General features: G+C 70.7%; 20 protein-coding genes and 1 pseudogene. 16 read left to right on the top strand and 5 right to left on the bottom strand.

Features of this window, described 5'->3' with window-relative positions:
• Positions 1-16 precede the first annotated feature (16 nt).
• The 4 genes and pseudogenes from ACH4EW_RS16880 to ACH4EW_RS16895 all read left to right on the top strand — a co-directional run bounded on the left by ACH4EW_RS16880 (position 17) and on the right by ACH4EW_RS16895 (position 4,608).
• Complete coding sequence (locus ACH4EW_RS16880; RefSeq protein ID WP_398257303.1) at positions 17-1,090, top strand: glycine betaine/L-proline ABC transporter ATP-binding protein; 1,074 nt, start codon at positions 17-19, stop codon at positions 1,088-1,090.
• Positions 1,083-3,111 (top strand): annotated as a pseudogene (locus tag ACH4EW_RS16885) (ABC transporter permease/substrate binding protein). Before ACH4EW_RS16880 ends, ACH4EW_RS16885 begins: the two are co-directional and overlap by 8 nt.
• A gap of 228 nt (positions 3,112-3,339) precedes the next feature.
• Positions 3,340-3,885 (top strand): helix-turn-helix domain-containing protein, encoded by a 546-nt coding sequence (locus tag ACH4EW_RS16890; protein ID WP_398257306.1) that lies wholly within the window; start codon positions 3,340-3,342, stop codon positions 3,883-3,885.
• A 15-nt stretch (positions 3,886-3,900) separates the two neighbouring features.
• Entirely contained in the window at positions 3,901-4,608 is a 708-nt protein-coding gene (locus ACH4EW_RS16895) for a helical backbone metal receptor (RefSeq protein WP_398257309.1), read from the top strand.
• On the opposite strand, the gene ACH4EW_RS16900 is transcribed toward ACH4EW_RS16895, so the two are convergent.
• Positions 4,547-5,698, bottom strand: coding sequence for a TDT family transporter (locus ACH4EW_RS16900; RefSeq protein WP_398257312.1), 1,152 nt, complete (start codon positions 5,696-5,698; stop codon positions 4,547-4,549). The genes ACH4EW_RS16895 and ACH4EW_RS16900 overlap by 62 nt on opposite strands.
• Before the next feature lie 71 nt (positions 5,699-5,769).
• Between ACH4EW_RS16900 and ACH4EW_RS16905 the strand changes: the two genes are divergently transcribed.
• Positions 5,770-6,693: a LysR family transcriptional regulator gene (locus ACH4EW_RS16905; RefSeq protein WP_398257315.1), complete on the top strand. Its 924-nt coding sequence runs from the start codon at positions 5,770-5,772 to the stop codon at positions 6,691-6,693.
• A 21-nt stretch (positions 6,694-6,714) separates the two neighbouring features.
• Here ACH4EW_RS16905 and ACH4EW_RS16910 read toward each other — a convergent pair whose 3' ends face one another.
• Together ACH4EW_RS16910 and ACH4EW_RS16915 are read right to left on the bottom strand one after the other, a co-directional pair.
• Entirely contained in the window at positions 6,715-7,485 is a 771-nt protein-coding gene (locus ACH4EW_RS16910; RefSeq protein WP_398257318.1) for a gamma-glutamyl-gamma-aminobutyrate hydrolase family protein, read from the bottom strand.
• A gap of 145 nt (positions 7,486-7,630) precedes the next feature.
• Positions 7,631-8,326: a FadR/GntR family transcriptional regulator gene (locus ACH4EW_RS16915; RefSeq protein ID WP_398257664.1), complete on the bottom strand. Its 696-nt coding sequence runs from the start codon at positions 8,324-8,326 to the stop codon at positions 7,631-7,633.
• 110 nt (positions 8,327-8,436) lie between these two features.
• Here ACH4EW_RS16915 and ACH4EW_RS16920 point away from each other — a divergent pair, with 110 nt between their 5' ends.
• From ACH4EW_RS16920 to ACH4EW_RS16930, 3 genes are read left to right on the top strand one after another with little or no spacing between them, the layout of a single operon-like run.
• Entirely contained in the window at positions 8,437-9,804 is a 1,368-nt protein-coding gene (locus tag ACH4EW_RS16920) for a glutamine synthetase family protein (RefSeq protein WP_398257321.1), read from the top strand.
• An 8-nt stretch (positions 9,805-9,812) separates the two neighbouring features.
• On the top strand, positions 9,813-11,192 hold the full coding sequence (locus ACH4EW_RS16925; protein ID WP_398257323.1) for an aldehyde dehydrogenase family protein: 1,380 nt from the start codon (positions 9,813-9,815) through the stop codon (positions 11,190-11,192).
• 6 nt (positions 11,193-11,198) lie between these two features.
• The gene (locus ACH4EW_RS16930) at positions 11,199-11,990 is read left to right on the top strand and encodes a 3-oxoacyl-ACP reductase (protein WP_398257326.1); all 792 of its coding nucleotides are present in this window, start codon (positions 11,199-11,201) and stop codon (positions 11,988-11,990) included.
• A 97-nt stretch (positions 11,991-12,087) separates the two neighbouring features.
• Here ACH4EW_RS16930 and ACH4EW_RS16935 read toward each other — a convergent pair whose 3' ends face one another.
• Positions 12,088-13,290 carry an amino acid deaminase/aldolase gene (locus ACH4EW_RS16935; protein WP_398257328.1) on the bottom strand — a complete coding sequence of 401 codons (1,203 nt, stop codon included), beginning with the start codon at positions 13,288-13,290 and terminating at the stop codon, positions 12,088-12,090.
• Between the two features lie 389 nt (positions 13,291-13,679).
• On the opposite strand from ACH4EW_RS16935, the gene ACH4EW_RS16940 reads away from it, so the two are divergent.
• The 3 genes from ACH4EW_RS16940 to ACH4EW_RS16950 all read left to right on the top strand — a co-directional run bounded on the left by ACH4EW_RS16940 (position 13,680) and on the right by ACH4EW_RS16950 (position 16,605).
• Complete coding sequence (locus ACH4EW_RS16940) at positions 13,680-14,594, top strand: hypothetical protein (protein WP_398257667.1); 915 nt, start codon at positions 13,680-13,682, stop codon at positions 14,592-14,594.
• A complete protein-coding gene (gene mycP / locus ACH4EW_RS16945; RefSeq protein WP_398257331.1) occupies positions 14,591-15,781 on the top strand; it encodes a type VII secretion-associated serine protease mycosin in 1,191 nt (396 codons plus the stop codon). Before ACH4EW_RS16940 ends, mycP begins: the two co-directional genes overlap by 4 nt.
• Before the next feature lie 95 nt (positions 15,782-15,876).
• Positions 15,877-16,605, top strand: a complete 729-nt coding sequence (locus ACH4EW_RS16950; RefSeq protein ID WP_398257334.1) for an SseB family protein — start codon at positions 15,877-15,879, stop codon at positions 16,603-16,605.
• Between the two features lie 176 nt (positions 16,606-16,781).
• On the opposite strand, the gene ACH4EW_RS16955 is transcribed toward ACH4EW_RS16950, so the two are convergent.
• Positions 16,782-17,144 (bottom strand): DUF1844 domain-containing protein, encoded by a 363-nt coding sequence (locus tag ACH4EW_RS16955; RefSeq protein ID WP_398257337.1) that lies wholly within the window; start codon positions 17,142-17,144, stop codon positions 16,782-16,784.
• A 344-nt stretch (positions 17,145-17,488) separates the two neighbouring features.
• On the opposite strand from ACH4EW_RS16955, the gene infC reads away from it, so the two are divergent.
• From infC to ACH4EW_RS16980, 5 genes are all read left to right on the top strand, one after another.
• A complete protein-coding gene (gene infC / locus ACH4EW_RS16960) occupies positions 17,489-18,184 on the top strand; it encodes a translation initiation factor IF-3 (RefSeq protein WP_398257339.1) in 696 nt (231 codons plus the stop codon).
• Positions 18,185-18,303: 119 nt separating this feature from the next.
• Entirely contained in the window at positions 18,304-18,498 is a 195-nt protein-coding gene (gene rpmI, locus ACH4EW_RS16965; RefSeq protein ID WP_398257342.1) for a 50S ribosomal protein L35, read from the top strand.
• A 109-nt stretch (positions 18,499-18,607) separates the two neighbouring features.
• Positions 18,608-18,991, top strand: a complete 384-nt coding sequence (rplT, locus tag ACH4EW_RS16970; RefSeq protein WP_030879305.1) for a 50S ribosomal protein L20 — start codon at positions 18,608-18,610, stop codon at positions 18,989-18,991.
• A 125-nt stretch (positions 18,992-19,116) separates the two neighbouring features.
• Complete coding sequence (locus tag ACH4EW_RS16975) at positions 19,117-19,950, top strand: TrmH family RNA methyltransferase (RefSeq protein ID WP_398257345.1); 834 nt, start codon at positions 19,117-19,119, stop codon at positions 19,948-19,950.
• Positions 19,951-20,192: 242 nt separating this feature from the next.
• Positions 20,193-21,356 (top strand): ATP-binding protein, encoded by a 1,164-nt coding sequence (locus tag ACH4EW_RS16980; protein ID WP_398257348.1) that lies wholly within the window; start codon positions 20,193-20,195, stop codon positions 21,354-21,356.
• Positions 21,357-21,403: the final 47 nt, after the last annotated feature.

Genomic DNA, 21,403 nt, shown 5'->3' on the forward strand with positions numbered 1-21,403 from the left:
ACGACCCGATCAAGCCGTGCAGAGACTCGAAGGCGGCGCCGACCGCGACGAGCTGCGCACCGACGGAACGACCGCAGCGGTGATCGACGCCTCGTTCGCCGTCGAACCGGGACAGATCTTCGTCGTGATGGGTCTGTCCGGGTCCGGAAAGTCCACGTTGCTGCGCATGCTCAACGGACTTCTGGAGCCCACAGCCGGACGCGTGCTGTTCGACGGCCAGGACCTGACCGCCCTGAGCCCCGCAGAACTGCGCCATGTCCGGTCCACCAAGATCAGCATGGTATTCCAGCACTTCGCGCTCTTCCCCCACCGGAGCGTGCTGGAGAACGCCGGTTACGGTCTCGAGGTGCAGGGTGTGCCGCGCGCCGAGCGCGAGAAGCGCGCCGCCGAGGCGCTGGAGCTGACCGGGCTGGCCGGCTGGGAGAACTCCTGGCCCGATGAGCTGTCCGGCGGTATGCAGCAGCGTGTCGGCCTCGCCCGCGCCCTGGCCACCGACGCCGACCTGCTGCTGATGGACGAGTCCTTCAGTGCGCTCGACCCGCTGATCCGCCGCGACATGCAGGACCAGCTGCTCGAACTGCAAAAGCGCCTGAAGAAGACCATTGTCTTCATCACCCACGACCTCAACGAGGCCATGCGCCTCGGCGACCATATCGCCGTGATGCGCGACGGGAAGATCGTCCAGCTCGGTACCGCCGAGGACATCCTCGTCACCCCGGCCAACGACTACGTCGCCTCCTTCACCCAGGACGTCGACCGGACCCGGGTGCTGACCGCGGGCGCCATCATGGCCGAGCCGCACACCGTCATGGGCACCAGCACGGACGACGGCAAGGAACTGCGTACCGCAGCCGACGTCATCGAGGCCGCCCCGGCCACCGTCAGCGAGTCCACGCCGATCATCGAGCTCTTCACCCCCTGCTCTCGGAGTGGAGTCGCGGTCGCCGTGACCGACGCCAAGGGCGAGCTCGTCGGTGTCGTACCGCGCGCCCGGCTGCTCGCCGTCCTCGGTGAGCCGATGAGCCCCACCGAGGTCCCGCAGGATGTCCGGGCCCAGGCGGCCGGCACGAAGAAGGTGGCCAATGTTTAGGCTCCCTCTCGGTGACTGGGTCGACTCCGCGGTCGGATGGCTGCAGACCCAATTCTCCTGGCTGTTCGACGCGATCAGCTCGGTCGTCAGCGGCATGTTCGACGGCATAGCCGCCGTGCTCTCCGCCCCCGCACCGCTGCTCTTCGCGGGCATCGTCGCCGTCATCGCCTGGTGGCTGCGCGGTCTGCTCGCGGGTGTGCTCGCCTTCGTCGGCTTCGCCGTCATCGACTCCGTCGAGCTGTGGGACGAAGCGATGGACACCCTCACCCTGGTGCTCGTCGCCACCATCATCGCGCTGGTGCTGGCCGTACCGCTGGGCATCTGGGCGTCCCGCTCCAAGACCGTCAGCGCGGTGCTCCGGCCGGTCCTGGACTTCATGCAGACCATGCCTGCCATGGTCTATCTGATCCCCGGCGTCATCTTCTTCGGCGTCGGCGTGGTCCCCGGCATCATCGCCACCATTATCTTCTCGCTGCCTCCGGGTGTCCGGATGACCGAGCTCGGCATCCGCCAGGTCGACGCCGAACTCGTCGAGGCGGCCGAGGCGTTCGGCACCACCCGGCGCAACACTCTGCTGCGGGTGCAGTTGCCGCTCGCGCTGCCCACGATCATGGCAGGCATCAACCAGGTCATCATGCTGGGCCTGTCCATGGTGGTCATCGCCGGCATGGTCGGCGGCGGCGGCCTCGGTGGCGCCGTCTACCGCGCCATCGGCAACGTCGATGTCGGCCTCGGCTTCGAGGCGGGCATCTCCATCGTCATCGTGGCGATGTACCTGGACCGGATGACCAGCGCGCTCGGCCGCGAGGTCTCCCCGCTCGCCCGCCGCGGCCTCGCCAGGGCGCAGTCGATGGCCGGCGGACTGAAGGTCTGGAACCACCGCCCGCAGCCCGTCGTCGCGATCGTCGGCATCGTCGTCCTCGCACTCGTCGCGGGCGGCATGGGCCTCTTCGGCGCGTCCGACTCGGACAAGTCCGCCACCGCGGGCGGCTCGAATATCGGTGCGGGCAAGAAGATCAGCATGGGCTACATCCCGTGGGACGAGGGCATCGCCTCCACCTACCTGTGGAAGGAGATGCTGGAGCAGCGCGGCTTCGAGGTCGACGTCGAGCAGTACGAGGCCGGTGCACTCTACACCGGTATGGCCAACGGCCAGATCGACTTCGAGACCGACTCCTGGCTCCCGGTCACCCATGCCACCTACTGGGAGAAGTACCAGGACAGCCTGGAGGACATGGGCTCCTGGTACGGTCCCACCTCGCTGGAGCTGGCCGTCCCCTCGTACGTGAAGGACGTCCGGTCGATGGAAGATCTCAAGGGCAAGTCCGATCAGTTCAAGGGCCGGATCGTCGGCATCGAGCCGAGCGCCGGTGAGATGGCCCTGCTCAAGGACAAGGTCCTGCCGGGCTACGGCCTGGACAAGGAGTACAAGGTCGTCGACGGCTCCACGCCGTCGATGCTGGCCGAGCTGCAGCGCGCGTACGCCAAGAAGGAACCGATCGTCGTCCCGCTCTGGTCACCGCACTGGGCGTACGACCAGTTCGAACTGACCAAGCTCGAGGACCCCAAGAACCTCTGGGGAGAGGGCGACGGCATCCACACCCTGGCCCGCGAGGGCTTCTCTGCCGACAACCCCGAGGTCGCCACCTGGCTCAAGAACTTCAAGATGAGCGAGGATCAGCTCACCAGCCTCGAGGCGGAGATCCAGAAGGCCGGTTCCGGCAATGAGCAGGAGGGCGTCCGCACCTGGCTGAAGGCCAACCCGGGCGCCGTCGACGAGTGGGCGCCCGTCGCCGAGGCCGATACGGCCAAGGGTGCGGGAGGCAAGGACGAGCACGACCGCGCTGTCGGGATGGCCTGGTTCCCCTGGAAGGAGGACACCGCCGCCGCGTATCTGTGAGGCGGTCCTGGAGGAGTGCGGCTGGAGGATCAACCTCGAGCAGACCAGCTCGCCGGCCTGGAGAACCAGATCCAGAAGCGCGGTACGGGCCATCCGTACGGGCCATCGGTACGGGCCATGAGGAAGAGGCCGTGAGGGCCCGGATGGAGACGAACCCGGGCATCGTGGACAAGATGGCTCCGCAGTAGGGCTCTCCGCAGGGCCTGTGCATGGGAAGGGGTGGGCGCCGCCGTCGGCGGGCCCGCCCCTTCCGGTGTCCGGAAGGCGTTCATCAATCGGCCGACCTTGCGTAACCGTGTGCGTAATGTGCCGGCAGCCGGAAGGATGGCGAGACGGGAGGGAGCCGGACATGGACGACAAGGAAGCACTCCGCGTGGGCGCCGCGGTCCGCCGACGGCGCAGGTCCCTGGGGCTCACACTGGCTGCGGTCGCGACCCGCAGTGGTCTGTCCGTGCCGTTCCTCAGCCAGATCGAGAACGAGCGGGCCCGCCCCAGCGCCCGGTCCCTGGACCGGGTCGCCGAAGCCCTGGAGACCACCACGGCACGGCTGCGCGCCGCCGCGGACTCGGCGCGCGCCGTCGATGTCGTACGGGTGGGCGAGGGCGAGGGGGTACGCAGGGTGGTGCGCGGACGCCATCAGCTCAGCGCCCTGGAGTTCACCGGTGAACTCGACCTCGGGCGCGAGTTCCAGCATCGCAACGACGAACTGATGTACGTGGTGCAGGGCGCCGCGGAGGTGGAGGCCGAGGGGCAGGCGTACCGGCTGGAGCAGGGCGACACCCTGTTCCTGTCCGGCGGGGTGCGGCACCGATGGCGGGCCACGATGCCCGGTACGCGGCTGCTGGTCGTCGCGGTCGCCGAGCACGTCGACGCCACCTTCGACCCGCGTCGCTGAGAGGGGTTTTCCGCCGTGCGAGTCGTCTCCCTGGTCCCCTCGCTCACCGAGGCCGTCGCGGTCACCGCCCCCGGCCTGCTGGTCGGCGTCACCGACTGGTGCCCCCACCCGGCCGGCCTGACCGCCGCCCGTATCGGCGGCACCAAGAATCCCGACGTGGCGGCGGTCGTCGCGCTCCGGCCCGATCTCGTCGTCGCCAACGAGGAAGAGAACCGCGAACCCGACCTCGCGGCGATCGGGGCCGCCGGGATCGAGGTGCTTCTCACCGAGATCCACACGCTCGACCAGGCCTTCGAGGAGCTGGACCGGGTCCTGGTCACCGCCTGCGGTCAGGCCAGGCCGCGCTGGCTGGACGAGGCCGAGGCCGCCTGGGCCGCGCTCCCGCCACCCCGAGCTCCGCGCCGTGCGGTCGTGCCCGTCTGGCGCAGGCCCTGGATGGTGCTGGGCCGCGACACCTTCGCCGGAGATCTGCTGGCCAGGCTGGGCGTCGAGAACGTCTACGCGGACCACGTCGAGCGGTATCCCCGTATCCCGCTCGACGCACTCAACACGGCGGGCGCCGATCTGGTCGTCCTGCCCGACGAGCCGTACCGCTTCACCGCGGACGACGGGCCGGAAGCGTTCCCCGCACTGCCCGCCGTACTCGTCGACGGGCGGTTCCTCACGTGGTACGGGCCGTCACTGGTGCAGGCGCCTGCGGCGCTGCGAGCAGCGCTCCGCTGAGCACCCCGCGCAGCGTCCGGAACCCGGCCACCGCCCATGCCGTCACCAGCAGCACGTACAGCGCGACGGCCAGCCAGGTGTACGCAGTGAGACCGGTGTGCCGGGCCAGACCCGCAGCGCCCGTTACGCACGTACCGACCGGGAAGGTGAAGCCCCACCACGTCATGCTGAAGGTCATGCCGTTTCGTACGGCCCGCACCACCAGCGCGGCGGCCAGCGCCAGCCACATCAGCGCGAAACCCATCACGGGCACCCCGTAGAGCACGGCGAACGCCTCGAACCCCGATGCGTAGGGCGCCCCGATCGCGCCGGGCGCCACGTCGGCGAGCTGATTGACCGCGGTCGTCGACTGGCCCAGCGGGCCGAGGACCAGGAACAGCGTGGGCGTCAGCGCGAGCGGCAGCGGGCCCTGGTGGACGAGACGGGCGAAGATCAACGGCAGCATCACCAGTGTGGCCAGCAGACTCAGACCGAACATCGCGTAACAGGCCAGCAGCATCGCCTCCCGCCACTGACCGGCGGGCAGCTCCGGCACCAGCAGCGGACCGAGCGCCGCGGAGACCATCGGGGCCACCACCGGCAGCAGCCACACCGGCGACGCCGTGCCGGGCTCCACCCGGTGACGTACGACCATCAGATACGGAATCGCGACCGCGGCGGCAAGACCGATCACCGTGCCCGCCGTGTACAGCACCACATCCAGCGCCAGGGCCGCCTGATGCCCGATGACGTCCTGGCCGACCACCATCGTCGAGCCGCCGACCGCCAGCAGCGCCATCGAGAGACAGCCGTAGAACGGGGCCACGGTGGGGTCGAGCAGATGGGTGCGGGCCTGGTCGCGATGGGCGGTCCAGTGCCCGATACGGACCGTGAGGATCGTGGCGAGCATGACGGTCGCGAGCGCCCACACCACCGTGCAGGCACCCCGCAGTCCGGGGACGTGCACGGGCAGCGTGGCACCCGCGCTCGCGACGATCGCGGTGCCCATGACGCTCGCGTACCAGTTGGGGCCGACGTACCGCAGCTGAGGGAGCCGCTGTGCGGCTGGATACGGGGCTGGGGACTGTTGCAACTGCGGATATGTGGCCATGCCACGATTTTTGTGGTGCGGGGCAGCGCCCCACCAGGGACTCTGCGTCTATGAGGTCATAAGGTGGTTTTATGGCCGCCGAAGAACATGTTCCCCTCTCCCACCGGGTGCCCGACCTCGGTGCGCTGGAGCTGCTGCTCGCAGTCGCCCGGCACGGCAGCCTGGGGCGTGCGGCACGGGATGTCGGCGTCACTCAGCCCGCGGCCAGCAGCCGCATCCGGTCGATGGAACGGCAGCTCGGCCTGGCCCTGCTGGACCGTTCGCCGCGCGGCTCCCGGCTCACCGACGCGGGCGCACTGGTCACCGACTGGGCGCGCAGGATCGTCGAGGCGGCCGAGGCATTCGACGCGGGCGCGCAGGCGCTGCGCGACCGGCGGGACTCCCGGTTGCGGGTGGCGGCTTCCATGACCATCGCCGAATACCTGCTGCCGGGCTGGCTGATAGCACTGCGTGCCGAACGGCCGGACACCGCGGTCTCGCTGCTTGCCGGAAACTCGGCAGCGGTCGCGGGGCGGCTGCTCGTCGGCGAGGCCGACCTCGGATTCGTGGAGGGCCTGTCCGTGCCGGAGGGGCTCGACGGCACGGTCATCGCCCATGACCGCCTGGTCGTCGTGGTCGCCCCGTCCCATGCGTGGGCCCGCCGCCGTACGCCCGTGACCTCGCAGGAACTGGCCGCGACCCCGCTGATCCTGCGCGAGCGCGGCTCCGGCACCCGCCAGGTCCTGGACGCGGCTCTCGCCGTGCACGGCGGCCTGGCCCAGCCGCTGCTCGAACTCTCCTCCACGACCGCGGTGAAGGGAGCGGCGGAGAGCGGGGCGGGAGCGTGCGTGCTGAGCGAACTGGCGCTGGGCGAGGAGCTGTCGTCCAGGCGCCTGGTCACGATCCCGATTGCCGGGGTGCGGCTGAGGCGCCAGCTCAGGGCGGTCTGGCCCTCGGGTCACCGCCCGACGGGTCCGGCGCGCGATCTGCTGTCGCTGACGGCGCGGGGCGCGTAGCAGGGGGAGTGGACCAGGTCGTCAGGGCCGCAAGCGCTCGCAGGCCCCCGCGGTCCGCGGCGGCGCAAGATCCTCGGACGAGGTACGGGCCGGGACCGGCCGGGCCGTCGAGGCCGCCACCAGTGCCTGCATCAGCCGTGGATCGTCGCCCATCTCCGGATGCCACTGCACCCCGAGCACCCACTGCGGCCCGGGCAGCTCGATCGCCTCGACCGTGCCGTCCGCCGCGTACGCCGAGGCGACAAATCCCGGTGCGAGCCGTTGCACGCACTGGTGGTGGTAGGTGGGGACGGCTGATTCCTCGGGCACGATCGATGCGCAGAGCGTCCCCGGTACGGGTTTCACCGGGTGCGTGCCGAGGACTCCGGTCGCGACCGGCGGGCCGGCGTGCCCGTCGAGGTGCTGGGTCAGGGTGCCGCCGAGCGCCACATTGAGCAGCTGCATACCGCGGCAGATGCCGAGCAGCGGCGTACCGGACTCCAGCGCGGCCCTGATCAGGGCGAGCTCCCAGGCATCGCGCTCCTGCGCGGGAGGACCGGTCCTGAAGTCGCGCTCCGCGCCGTACAGCCCGGGTTCCACATCGGGGCCGCCCGCGATGACAAGGCCGTCCAGCCGGGAAACGGCGGCAGCGGCGCGCGCGGGGTTGTCCGGCGGGAGCAGTGCGGCCAGGCCGCCGGACGACTGGACCATCCGCGGATAGGCGGCCGGGAGGAGGGCGGCGGGCAGCTCCCAGACTCCCCAGCGGGCCACGGGCTCCAGATATGTGGAGACGCCGATGAGAGGTTCGGACACGGGGGCGGTCCCTCCGGTCGGCCGCCTGCGCAGGCGGCTCGGTTCCATGGATTCAATGGTTGCAGAGAAGACCTTTAAGGTATTCAAGGCCGGCCGGCCCAGGGTTCCGGGGACTGTCACGAAGCGGAATCGGTGGCAACCGCCCTCAGGTCAAAAATCCGCGCAACAACGCGGCAGTACCCGCACAGTGCTCGCGCATCACCGCACGCGCGGCCTCCGCGTCCCCGTCGAGAATCGCCTCGACGAGGCTCGCGTGCTGGTGCTGCGAGTGCTCCAGGTTCCGCACGAGCAGGGGTATGCAGTCCAGCAGGTCGTTCACAGTGGCCCGGACGGACGCGTACTGCGCGGTCAGGGATGCGGAGCCGGAGAGCTCCGCCAGCGTCAGATGGAACAGGGTGTCGCGCCTGCGGTAGTGGGGCAGAGGTGCTTCGTGAGTCGCCGCCAGAGCCGCGCGCAGCCGGTCCGCACCCTCGTCCGTCAGCCCCTGCGAGGCGCACAGCCCGGCGGCCCCGGCCTCCAGCACCTCGCGGAAGCGCAGCACGTCCTCGATGTCGACGGACTCCACCTTCCGGCGCAGCTCGTCCTCGCCGGGGCTCCCGGTGCGGGGCAGTACGAACGTGCCGCCGTACCGCCCGCGCCTGCTCTCCACCAGGCCCTGATCGTGCAGGACCTTCAGCGCCTCGCGCAGCGTGACCCGGCTGATCCCCAGCAGTTCGGCCAGCTCGCGCTCGGCCGGCAGCCGCCCGCCGTCGGGCACAAGACCGAGCCTGACCACCTGGAGGATCTGCTCCAGTGCCTCCTCGAAGCCGTTTCCCGCCCGGACGGGCCGCAGTACGGGCATCAGTCGGTCGGTGAACTCGCTTTCCTCGGCCACGTCCCGTTTCCCCCTTCACAATTAATGGTTCTCTCGCATACCTTAAGCCTTCCGGCTGACCAAAGGAGGAGTGCCCCGTGGCAGACCGAACACCACCGCTGTCGATCGAGGAGCTGCGCGTCCTTGTGAGAAGCGGTGAGATCGACACCGTTGTCCTCGCCTTCCCCGATATGCAGGGACGGCTGCAGGGCAAACGGTTCGCTGCCCGCTTCTTCCTCGACGAGGTCGTGCAGCACGGCACCGAGGCATGCAACTATCTGCTCGCCGTCGACACCGACATGAACACCGTCGACGGATTCGAGATGTCCTCCTGGGAGCGCGGGTACGGCGACTTCGCCATGCACGCCGACCTCTCCACCCTGCGCCTGGTGCCCTGGAACGAGGGCACGGCCATGGTCATCGCCGACCTCGCGTGGGGGGACGGCTCGCCCGTCGTCGCCGCACCCCGCCAGATCCTCCGCCGCCAGCTGCAGCGCCTCGCCGAGCACGGCCTCACCGCCCATGCGGGCACCGAGCTCGAATTCATCGTCTTCCAGGACACCTACGAACAGGCATGGGACCGCAACTACCGTGATCTGACCCCCGCCAACCGGTACAACGTCGACTACTCGGTCCTCGGCACCGGCCGCATCGAGCCCCTGCTGCGCCGCATCCGCAACGAGATGGCGGCCGCGGGCCTGACCGTCGAGTCCGCCAAGGGAGAGTGCAACCCCGGCCAGCACGAGATCGTGTTCCGGTACGACGAGGCCCTGGTCACCTGTGACCAGCACGCCGTCTACAAGACCGGCGCCAAGGAGATCGCCGCCGAGGAGGGCGTCGCGCTCACCTTCATGGCCAAGTTCAACGAGCGCGAGGGCAACTCCTGCCACATCCACCTCTCGCTCCGGTCCACCGACGAGACCGGGCGCAGCGTCATGGCGGGCGAGGACGACGGCATGTCCCCGGTGATGCGCCACTTCCTCGCCGGACAGCTGGCCGCCCTGCGGGAGTTCTCCCTCCTCTACGCACCGAACATCAACTCCTACAAACGCTTCCAGCCGGGCTCCTTCGCCCCGACCGCCGTCGCCTGGGGCCACGACAACCGCACCTGCTCGCTCCGTGTCGTCGGCCACGGCCACTCGATGCGCTTCGAGAACCGGCTGCCGGGCGGTGACGTCAACCCGTACCTCGCCGTCGCCGGAATGATCGCAGCGGGCATCCACGGCATCGAGAAGCGCCTCGAACTCCCCGAGCCCTGCGGGAACAACGCCTACACCGCCGAGTACGACCACGTCCCCACCACGCTGCGCGAGGCCGCCGAACTCTGGGGGAGGAGCGACATCGCCAGGGCGGCCTTCGGCGACGCCGTCGTCGCGCACTACCGCAACATGGCCCGCGTCGAACTCGAAGCCTTCGATGCCGCAGTGACCGACTGGGAGCTTCGCCGCTCCTTCGAACGCCTGTGAGGCACTTTGTGACCACGCCCGACCACCCGGTGGAACACCACGTACTCAATCCGGCGACGGAAGAACTCCTCGCCACCATCGCGTCCACCACCGCCGCCGAGGTCGACACGGCAGTTGTCCGGGCCGCCGCCGCCCAGCGCACCTGGTCCGCCCTCGCCCCCGCCGACCGCGCCCGGCTGCTGCGCCGCTTCGCCGCTGCCGTCGACGGCGAAGCCGAACAGCTGGCCCACCTGGAGGTCCAGGAGGCCGGCCACACCCTCGGCAACGCCCGCTGGGAAGCGGCCAACGTCCGCGATCTGCTCGAGTACGCCGCCGGGGGAGTGGAACGACTCGCCGGCCGGCAGATCCCGGTCCCCGGCGGACTCGACATCACCCTCCTCGAACCCCTCGGTGTCATCGGCGTGATCGCACCGTGGAACTTCCCCATGCCGATCGCCGCCTGGGGCCTCGCCCCCGCCCTCGCCGCCGGCAACGCCGTCATCCTCAAGCCCGCCGAGACCACCCCGCTCACCGCCCTGCGGCTGGCCCGGCTCGCCCTGAACGCAGGGCTTCCCGAGCACCTCCTCCAGGTGCTGCCGGGCGCGGGCGATGTGACCGGCAACGCCCTGGTCGAGCACCCCGGTGTCGCCAAGATCGCCTTCACCGGCTCCACCCGGGTCGGCAAGCAGATCATGGCCAAGTGCGCCGACCGCGTGAAGCGGCTCACCCTCGAACTGGGCGGCAAGAGTCCCAACATCGTCTTCGCGGACGCCGACATCGAGGCCGCCGCAGCCGCCGCACCCATGGCGTTCCTGGACAACGCGGGCCAGGACTGCTGCGCCCGCACCCGCATCCTGGTCCAGCGATCCGCGTACGACCGCTTCCTGGAACTCCTCGCCCCCGCAATCGAATCGGTCGTCGTGGGCGACCCGTCCGACGAGAACACCCAGATGGGGCCGCTGATTTCCCGGGCGCAGCTGGAACGGGTGCGGAGTTACGTCCCCGAGGGCTCGACCGTCCTCAGCGGCAAAGCACCCGAAGGGCCCGGTTTCTGGTTCCCGCCGACCGTCCTCACCGGCGCCCACCCGGACTCACCCGTCGCCACCGAAGAGGTGTTCGGGCCGGTCGCCGTCGTCCTGCCGTTCGAGGACGAGGCGGACGCCGTACGGCTCGCGAACGCCACCGAGTACGGCCTCGCCGGCTCGATCTGGACGCGTGACGTGGGCCGCGCACTGCGCGTCTCGCAGTCGGTCCAGGCCGGGAACCTCTCCGTCAACTCCCACTCCAGCGTCCGCTACTGGACCCCGTTCGGCGGCTACAGACAGTCCGGGCTCGGCCGCGAACTGGGCCCCGACGCGCTTGCCGCATTCACCGAAACCAAGAACGTCTTCATCAGCACGGAGGTCTGAACCGGTATGACCACCATCGACAGCCAGAACATCTGCCGCCGCCTGGTCGGCCGCACCGCCGTCATCACCGGAGCCGCCAGTGGCATCGGTCTGGCCACCGCACGCCGCCTGGCGTCGGAGGGCGCCGACGTCGTCTGCGGCGACATCGACGAGAACGCGGGCAAGGCAGCGGCCGAGGAGGTCGGCGGCACGTTCGTACGCGTCGACGTCACCGACCCCGAACAGGTCGAGGCGCTCTTCAAGACCGCTTTCGACACCTACGGTTCCGTCGACATCGCCTTCAACAACGCGGGCATCTCCCCGCCCGACGACGACTCCATCCTCACCACGGACCTGGAGGCATGGAAGCGCGTCCAGGACGTCAACCTCACCTCTGTCTACCTCTGCTGCAAGGCCGCCCTGCCCTACATGCGGCGCCAGGGCCGCGGCTCGATCATCAACACCGCGTCCTTCGTCGCGATCATGGGAGCGGCCACCAGTCAGATCTCGTACACCGCGTCCAAGGGCGGGGTCCTCGCCATGTCCCGCGAGCTCGGTGTGCAGTTCGCCCGCGAAGGCATCCGGGTCAATGCGCTCTGCCCCGGCCCGGTCAACACCCCGCTGCTCCAGGAGCTGTTCGCCAAGGATCCGCAACGCGCGGCCCGCAGGCTCGTGCACATCCCGGTCGGGCGGTTCGCCGAAGCCACGGAGATCGCGGCAGCCGTCGCCTTCCTCGCGAGCGACGACTCCTCGTTCGTCAACGCCACCGACTTCCTCGTCGACGGGGGCATCTCCGGCGCATACGTCACACCGCTCTAGAGTTCGGCAGGGTCATCACCGGAGCCATTCCGCTGGGCAGGGGCGACGGCGGCGTGGACAGCTCCGTGGCTCCCTGACACCAGCCGGACCGTCCGGCTCAGAGGAACGTACGGCCCTCGCCCCGGTACGTCGGCACGGTCGCCGTCACCCGGTCGCCCTCGATCAGCTGCAACTCGTCGAAGCGTTCGCACAGTTCACCGGCCTTCGCGTGCCGGAACCACACCTTGTCGCCGATCAGCAGATCGTCGGCCGGGGAACCGAGCAGCGGGGTCTGCACCTCGCCCGGCCCCTCCTGCGGGTCGTAGCGCAGGCCCTCCGGCAGATACGGGACGGGAAGCCGGTCCGCGCCCGCGGGCCCGGACGCCGGATAGCCGCCACCGAGGACCGTCACCACACCCACACCCGGCCGGCGCACCACAGGCAGGGCGAACAGCGCCGCCGGCCGCGCCGTGAACGACGTGTAGTTGTCGAACAGCCGCGGTACGTAGAGCCCCGACCCGGCCGCGATCTCGGTCACCGCGCGCTCCGCCGCCGTGTGCTGCACACTGCCGGTGCCGCCGCCGTTCACGAACTCCAGGTCCGGCGCCACCGCCCGTACCGCCCGCACGACCTCGGCCCGCCGCGCGGCCAGCTCCTTTCGGCCCGCGGCCTGCATCAGCCGGATCGCCCGGGAGCGCAGCGGCCGCCCCGCGACCGAATCCCCGACCCCGGCGATATGACCCTCGTACGCCATCAGACCCACCAGCCGGAAGCCGGGCCTGCGCGCCACCGAGCGTGCCAGTTCGGCCAGTTGGGCGGGGGAGCGCTGTGGTGAACGCAGGGCACCGATCCTGACCCGGCCGCCGAGCAGTCGCAGTGAGGTATCCAGCTCCAGACAGACCTGGATCTCCTCGCGGCCACCGGCCCGTGCCGCGTCGATCAGCTCCAGCTGTGCGTGATCGTCCACCATCACCGTCACGGCGGCGGCCAGTTTCGGATCGGCGGCCAGCTCCGCGAAGGCGGCCCGGTCGGCCGACGGATAGGCCAGCAGTACGTCATCGAATCCCGCCCGCGCCAGCCACAGTGACTCGGCCAGTGTGAACGACATGATCCCCGCGAACCCGGGCCGCGCGAGCACCCGCTCCAGCAGGGCCCGGCAGCGCACCGACTTGCTCGCCACCCGGATCGGCTTCCCCGCGGCCCGGCGCACGAGGTCGTCGGCATTGGCATCGAACGCATCAAGATCGACGATGGCGATCGGGGCGTCCAGGTGGGCGGTGGCCCGGTTGTAACGGGTCCGGTCAGCGGCGAGGGCAGTCATGGCCGCAGCTTGCCAGACGGCCGTACCGCTGGGTAGGGGGACGATCTGCTCAGATCGTCCAGGGGCAGCGTCCCACTCCCACCGGGGCCGTTCCACCCCGTAGAGTGACGGGCACGCGGCAACCAACGGGCCTGCCTGTGAAGTCGATCCGCGCGCGGTACGGAACAGGATCAGGGGGGCGGATGAGTACCGAGGCGCAGCGTGCTCCTGTCCCGCCCCGCCCCACGACCCCACCACCGGCGCCCGCGCCCGAAGTCCCGCCCGTGGAGACCACAGCTCGGCTCCGGCCCAGGCCCCCGGCTCCCGCCCATGCCGCGCCCACGCCTGCCACCACCCCGCCCCGCCCCGAGCAGCCGCCCGCCACGCCCCGGCGGCGGCCCGTCGGCGCCGTGGACCGCACTCCGCGCCAGGGAGTGCCCCCGCCCCCGCCCGGACCGGCGCACACCCCGCACGCGTACCAGCAGCCGCCGCAGCAGCCGTACCCGTACGGCCATCCGCACCCCGAGACACCCGTGGAGACCACCACCCGACTGCGCCCCATCCGCACCCGCCACCCCGTCAGGACCGCGACCGCCGCGGCCTGTGCCGTGCTGGGGCTCGGACTGATCGGCGGCGCGGCCACCGGCACTTGGCTCACCAGCGACTCCTCGGCCGGCCCCGCTGCCCGCAGTGCCTATGCCGTGGGCCGCTCCGCCTGGCACGACGTCCCCGTGGACACCTTCTTCCCGCGCACGCTGAACGGCGATGGAGCGGGGCCCGGCGGCGCCGACCGGCTCTGGACCAGGGTCGCAGCCGCCCCGGACAGCGGCTGCAAGGCGGCCCTGGACCCACTGCTGGCCAGGACACTCGGCCCGGTCGGCTGCGAGCGGATGCTCCGCGCCACCTACACCGACTCCACCAGCAGCAGCGTCACCACGGTCGGGGTGATCTTCACCGAGGGCGACACCGGAGCCATGAGAGCGCTGAGCACCCGCTTCACCGACCAGCACCTCGACCGGCGCACCGACCTGATGCCCCGTACGTACCCCGTCAAGGGCACGGTTGCCGCAGGGTTCGGCGACCGGCAGCGCGCCAGCTGGACCGTCCATGTACTGACCGAGGTGCCCGTCGTCGTGTTCGCCGTCTCCGGGTTCGCCGACGCGCGTACGGTCACCGATCCGCAACCCGTCGACAAGGCGATGGACGCGAACGCCACCACGGCCGCCGCCCAGGCCGGACTCGGCCACGAGGCCAAGGGAATCGCCGACCGGATCGAGCGCGGCCTGCGCCGGACCATCACCGACCTCACGGAGAAGCCGGAATGAGCCGTCGCGCCCGGCGCGCCCTGGGCGCGGTCTGCGCCGCCACCGCGTTCGCGCTCCTGCCCGCGGCGCCGGCCGGAGCCGATGCCATCCGGGCCCAGCAGTGGGGCCTTCAGGCGCTCCACACCGAGCAGGCATGGCGGACCACCAAGGGCAAGGGGATCACCGTCGCCATCGTCGACACCGGGGTCGACGGCAGCCTCCCCGACCTGGCGGGCCAGGTACTGCCCGGCAAGGACATGATCGGTTTCGGCGCAGGCCGCGGCGACCGGTCCTGGGCCCGGCACGGCACCGCGATGGCCGGGATCATCGCAGGTCACGGCCACGGTGCAGGAGGCGGCGACGGAGTGATGGGCATCGCGCCCGAGGCGAAGATCCTTCCGGTCCGGGTGATCCTCGAAGCCTCCGACCCGGCCCGCGCCAAGGCCCGCGAGTCCCACGGCACGGCTCTCGCCGACGGCATCCGCTGGGCCGCCGACCACGGCGCCGACGTCATCAACCTCTCGCTCGGCGACGACAGCGAGTCGGCGCACCCCGAATCGGGCGAGGACGCCGCCATCCAGTACGCGCTGAAGAAGGGGGCCGTCGTCGTCGCCTCGGCGGGCAATGGAGGCGAGAAGGGCGACCACATCTCGTACCCCGCCGCCTACCCCGGTGTGATCGCGGCCGCCGCCGTCGACCGGTACGGCACCCATGCCGCGTTCTCCACGCGCCGCTGGTACGCAACCGTCAGCGCACCCGGAGTCGACATCGTCGTCGCCGCCCCCGACCGTCAGTACTACGTGGAGTGGGGCACCTCCGCCGCCGCCGCGTTCGTCTCGGGCGCGGTCGCGCTGGTGCGCGCCGCACATCCGGGACTGACGCCCGCCCAGATCAAGCAACTGCTCACGGACACGGCCCGCAGTGCCCCTCCGTCCGGCCGTGACGACGCACGGGGGTACGGCATGGTCGATCCCGCCGCGGCGATCAAGGCCGGAGCCACGCTCCGTCCCGCCGGGCTGCGTGCCGACTCCGCCGAAGCCGGTTACCGAAAGCGGTACTTCGGCCCCGGTCCCGCCCCCGAGCACCAGGACAGCGGCCCCGCAGGCTGGCTCGCCCCCGCCGCGGGTGCCCTCGGAGCGGTCCTGCTGGCAGTGGCCGTGGTGCTGTGGCGCGGCAGGGGCGACAGGCCGGCAGCCGTACGGCGCTGAACGCGGCCCGAGTACTGCTCATCCGGACGGTGTCCGGCACCGGCTGGGTCCGACCTGTTGTCAGGGTGAGAATCCCCAGGCACTACGCTCGCCCTGTGGCGCTGAAGAACATTCCGGATCCCGGTTACTCCGACGACGACGGCACGGCCGACCCGGCCCTGACCGCGGCACTCGCCGCCTGGGCCGAGGACCGCAACTCCATCGGCCCGGTGCTCGAAGCCCTCAAGGGCGCTCGGCTACTGGTCCCTGTCGTCGCCGTGCTCGGGGAAGTGGAGGAGGACGAGAACGGGCTGCGTCGCGAGAAGACCAGCGACATGGCCGTCCCCACCCTTCAGGCGGGGGACCGTCGCGCCCTGCCCGCCTTCACCTCGACCGACTCGCTGGCCCGCTGGGATCCGCAGGCCCGGCCCGTCGCCGTACCCCTGCACCAGGCGCTGCAGGCCGCCGCGCACGAGAAGGCGGACACGGTCGTCCTCGATCTCGCCGGCCCGGTCGCATTCGAGCTGACCGGCTCCGCACTGCTCGCCCTCGCCGAGGGCCGCACCAGCGCCGATCCGCTGGACGACCCCGCGGTCACCTCGGCGGTACGGGACGCGGTCGCGGCTGAGCCCGCGGTGCTCCGTGCCCACCTCGGCCCCGGCCGGGCCGACGGCACCCTGGCCCTCGTCCTGGCACCCGATGCGGACCCCGCCGACGCGGCCCGCCGGGTTGCGCAGCTGCTGGCGGCCGACGAGGTCCTGCGCGCCCGCCTGGTGCGTGGCCTGGACCTGGCGCTGCTCCCGGCCGATGCGACCACGCCTGGTGAGCCCCTGTTCACACGCTGAGTACCCCACCGTTCCACCGCACGCAATCGTGCGTCGGGCACCCATCCGGCCCAGGAACGGACCCGGCTCGGCACCGCCTGACTTCCGGCCTTACGGCCGTGAGCCCCCTGCCCGGACAGGCAGGGGGCTCACGGCCGTAAAGAATCGTAAGAAATCGTAAGAAACGGAGGGCGGGCTCAGCCGAAGACGGGACCGGTGTACTTCTCGCCCGGGCCCTGGCCGGGCTCGTCCGGTACGAGCGACGCCTCGCGGAACGCCAGCTGCAGGGACTTCAGGCCGTCACGCAGCGGAGCCGCGTGGAAGGAGCTGATCTCGGTGGTGCCGGCGTCCAGCAGGCCGGCCAGCGCATGCACCAGCTTGCGGGCCTCGTCGAGGTCCTTGTGCTCGTCGCCGTCCTCGGTCAGCCCGAGCTTCACGGCGGCGGCGCTCATCAGATTGACCGCGACCGTCACGATCACCTCGACCGCGGGCACCTCCGCGATGTCGCGGGCCATGTCGTCGAAGCCGGGGGAATCGTTGGTGGGGGTCGCGTCACTCATGCGCCATACGATAGGCCCACTCCTGCGTCGCTCTGTCTGCGGGAGCGGCGGGCGACAGCTGGTTAGCGCGGGCCCCAGGGAGCTGCTAGCCTTGTGTAACGACCGGCTGGGCAGCTATGTGCCCGGCCCACAAGTGGAGGCTCCGATCTCCCACCTGGCTGTCCCTTCGGGCAGCGGGTCACCGGTCAGGTGGCGCCCATCGTTCCGTACGGACGATGGAGCCGCCCGATGCGCCCCGCGGTTGACCGCGGCGGTGTTCCGGTTGTTCCAGGAGCCCCGCCTGTGTCCCGTCCGGGGCGTTTTTCTTGGCCCTGGCGCGGTTGGTCTCACGAAACAGACGTTACGTGGCTGTCCGCCAGGCGGCCGCGTGGTGCTACCGAGGAGGATCCATCAGCGCCGAGCCCCGCATCAACGACCGGATTCGCGTTCCCGAGGTGCGACTTGTCGGTCCCAGCGGCGAGCAGGTCGGGATTGTGCCGCTTGCCAAGGCCCTGGAACTCGCACAGGAGTACGACCTCGACCTGGTCGAGGTGGCGGCGACCGCCCGTCCGCCCGTGTGCAAGCTCATGGACTACGGGAAGTTCAAGTACGAGTCGGCCATGAAGGCCCGTGAGGCGCGCAAGAACCAGGCGCACACGGTCATCAAGGAGATGAAGCTCCGGCCGAAGATCGACCCGCACGACTATGACACCAAGAAGGGTCACGTCGTCCGGTTCCTCAAGCAGGGCGACAAGGTAAAGATCACGATCATGTTCCGTGGTCGTGAGCAGTCCCGCCCCGAGCTGGGTTTCCGACTGCTCCAGCGTCTCGCTTCGGACGTGGAGGAACTCGGCTTCATCGAGTCCAACCCGAAGCAGGACGGCCGGAACATGATCATGGTTCTGGGCCCGCACAAGAAGAAGACCGAAGCCATGGCCGAGGCCCGCGAGGCCCAGGCCGCCCGCAAGGCGGGGCGTCAGGGCTCCACCCCCGACGCCGAAGCCGCGGGTGAGGCTGCAGCGCAGCCCGAGGCTCCGGCCGAGACACCTTCCGAGGCGTGACCTCAGGGGCCGCCATCCAGGCGACCCCGGGCCCCCCGGAATTCCCACCAAGATCTGACGCCCCTGCTGTCCGGTGCCCGCACCGAGAGGGGCGCCACTGACGAGGAGAGAACGGCGCGATGCCGAAGAACAAGACGCACAGCGGTGCCAGCAAGCGCTTCAAGATCACCGGCTCCGGCAAGGTGCTCCGTGAGCGCGCCGGCAAGCGCCACCTTCTTGAGCACAAGTCGTCCAAGAAGACCCGCTCGCTGACCGGCACGGCCGAGCTGGCCCCCGGCGACGCCAAGAAGGTCAAGAAGCTTCTCGGCAAGTAAGTCCGCGGCCCTCGGTGAACCCGTGGGCGGCGACCTCGACTCAGACCGGGACCAATTCGTTTCCGGGCCGTGTGAGTCCAACCACGGCCCCGCTACAAGGAGTTAAAAAGTGGCACGCGTCAAGCGGGCAGTAAACGCTCACAAGAAGCGCCGGGCGATCCTCGAGCAGGCCAGCGGTTACCGGGGCCAGCGTTCCCGCCTGTACCGCAAGGCGAAGGAGCAGGTCACCCACTCCCTCGTCTACAACTACAACGACCGCAAGAAGCGCAAGGGCGACTTCCGTCAGCTGTGGATCCAGCGCATCAACGCCGCTGCCCGCCAGAACGGCATGACGTACAACCGCCTCATCCAGGGTCTGAAGGCCGCCAACATCGAGGTGGACCGCAAGATGCTGGCCGAGCTCGCGGTCAACGACGCCAACGCGTTCGCCGCCCTCGTCGAGGTTGCCCAGAAGGCCCTCCCGAGCGACGTCAACGCCCCGAAGGCCGCCTGATCCAGGTCGCACTTCTTGGTTTGTGAGCCGGACCCGCAGGCGCCCGTCGTCTGCGGGTCCGGTGCGTTGCACGACATGTTCCGTACGTCCGTCACCTCCGTATGCAGAGAGGCTCGCCGCCGACCATGGGCACCCCCGAACTGATCTCCTCGCGATCGCCGCGCGTCACCGCCGCCCGGCGGCTGGCCAAGCGCAACTTCCGCGGCAAGGAGCGCAGGTTCATCGCCGAGGGGCCGCAGGCCGTGCGTGAGGCCGCCGAGCACCGCGGCAGCGACGGCGAGGCGACGCTGATCGAGCTGTTCGCCACCGTCGAGGCGGCCGAGCGGTACGCCGACATCGTCGACGCCGCCCACGCGGCCGGCGCCCGGGTGCACCTCGCGGACGGCGATGTGCTCGCCGATGTGTCGCAGACCATCACCCCCCAGGGCCTGATCGGTGTCTGCCGCTTCCTCGACTCGCCGTTCGACGCCATCCTCGCCGCGAAGCCGAAGCTGGTCGCCGTCCTCGCCCACGTACGCGACCCGGGGAACGCCGGTACGGTGCTGCGCTGCGCCGACGCCGCGGGCGCCGACGCCGTCGTGCTCACCGATGCCTCGGTGGACCTCTACAACCCCAAGTCCGTCAGGGCCTCGGTCGGCTCGCTCTTCCATCTGCCGGTCGCCGTCGGTGTTCCGGTGGAGCAGGCCGTGCAGGGGCTGAGGGACGCGGGCGTACGGATTCTCGCCGCCGACGGAGCGGGCGACGACGACCTCGACGACGAGCTCGACGCGGGGACCATGGGCGGGCCGACCGCCTGGGTCTTCGGCAACGAGGCCTGGGGCCTGCCGGAGGAGACCCGGGCGCTGGCCGACGCCGTCGTGAGGGTGCCGATCCACGGCAAGGCGGAGAGCCTCAATCTGGCGACGGCGGCGGCCGTCTGCCTGTACGCCTCCGCACGCGCCCAGCGCACTCGTCACTGATCCGCGGGCCGCGGTCCTGGCCCGCAGGATCACCGCCTCCGGATCGCTCACGCGGCGTGCGCGGGCGGCCCGGCCGGCCGGGGACCGCGTCGAGGTCGCCGTCCGACCGAGGCCATGCCCCGTACCCCCGAACGGCGTACCGCAGCAGTGCGCCGCCGCAGGGTGTCGCTCCGTCACCGACGACTAGTAGGGTGACGAACTCGGGGGCCCACTGCACCGGTTCGAGAGGTGGGGTACGGGATATGGCTGTCGGCATGAGCAGGCCGCGCGGGACACACGCGGCCGTCGTGCGCGCCTGCGAGGACCCCGGCACGGCGGGCGAACCGGCCGACGGCCGGGACCCCGCACCCATCGATGCCACCGTCGAACCCGACGACCTCCCCGACGGCCTGGTCATCGCCGACGAGACCGGCCGGGTCATCTGCTTCAACTCCGCGGCCACAAGGATCACCGCCGTGCCCCGGGCCGCCGCTCTCGGCCGCCCGCTGGAGCACGCGCTGCCGCTGGAGGACCTCAAGGGCCGCCGCTGGTGGGCGCTGACCGATCCGTACGGCGGCCTCGCCACCCGGGTCGGCCAGCCCGAGCGCAATCTGCTGCTGCCCGGCGGCCGTGAGGTCCTGGTCTCCGCACGGTACGTACGAGAGCACCCGACCGGTCCCGTACGCCGTCTGGTGATCTCGCTGCGCGGCACCGAGGCCCGCCGCCGCACCGAACGCAGCCACGCCGAACTGATCGCGATCGTCGCCCACGAGCTGCGCTCCCCACTGACCTCCGTCAAGGGCTTCACCGCGACCCTCCTCGCCAAGTGGGAACGGTTCACCGACGACCAGAAGCGCCTGATGCTGGAGACCGTCGACGCCGACGCGGGCCGCGTCACCCGGCTCATCGCCGAACTGCTCGACATCTCCCGGATCGACTCGGGACGGCTGGAGCTGCGACGGCAGCCCGTGGACCTCTCCGCCGCCGTCGAACGCCACATCCAGGCCCTCACCGCGAACGGCCAGGCCCCCGACCGCTTCCTCGTCCGCACCTGCCAGCCGCTGCCCGCGGTCTGGGCCGACCCGGACAAGGTCGACCAGGTGCTCGGCAACCTGCTGGAAAACGCGGTGCGCCACGGCGAGGGAACCGTCACCATTGAAGTCGCACCCGCACCCGCGAAGAGCGACGAGAAGGGAACGGCCGTCACCGTGAGCGACGAAGGCCCCGGCATTCCCGAGGAGTCGATGGGCCGTGTCTTCACCCGCTTCTGGCGGGGAAGCAAGCGCGGCGGTACAGGCCTGGGTCTCTACATCGTCAAAGGCATCGTCGAGGCTCACGGCGGCACGATCACGGTCGGCCGCGGCCCCGGAGGCGGCGCGGAATTCCGATTTATTCTGCCCGTGAGCACGCCGGCCTACCTGGTCTGAGCAGCCCATGGGCCTCCCAAACATCCTGTGACCCTTAGACTCGACCT

The organism is Streptomyces sp. NPDC018000, from assembly GCF_044328025.1.
Taxonomy (GTDB): Bacteria; Actinomycetota; Actinomycetes; order Streptomycetales; family Streptomycetaceae; genus Streptomyces.